Origin of the sequence: Acinetobacter sp. AS167, from assembly GCF_037152175.1 — a bacterium.
Classification (GTDB): Bacteria; Pseudomonadota; Gammaproteobacteria; order Pseudomonadales; family Moraxellaceae; genus Acinetobacter.
The window spans coordinates 1-223 of record NZ_JBBCMP010000058.1 but is presented as its reverse complement, the minus strand read 5'-3'; the positions used below and the strand labels follow the sequence as shown (position 1 = coordinate 223).

Here is a 223-nt window from a genome sequence, read left to right as displayed (position 1 = left end):
GAGCAGATATATTAAGATCTTAAGCTGGGGACTTAGCTTAGTTGGTAGAGCGCCTGCTTTGCACGCAGGAGGTCAACGGTTCGACTCCGTTAGTCTCCACCACTAATTACAGACTAAGTGATTACAGAACTTAGTAAGCCGATAGCTTATTAAGTTCTGTGATTTATCACAGTTAACTACTCGCTGACGAGGCGGTAGTGAATCATTAACAGAATATATTTGA

1 tRNA gene is annotated in these 223 nt (G+C 41.7%); it reads left to right on the top strand.

Annotated features, from left to right (window positions below):
* Window positions 1-26: 26 nt before the first annotated feature.
* Window positions 27-102 (top strand) — tRNA-Ala (locus tag WFN33_RS20350).
* Window positions 103-223: the final 121 nt, after the last annotated feature.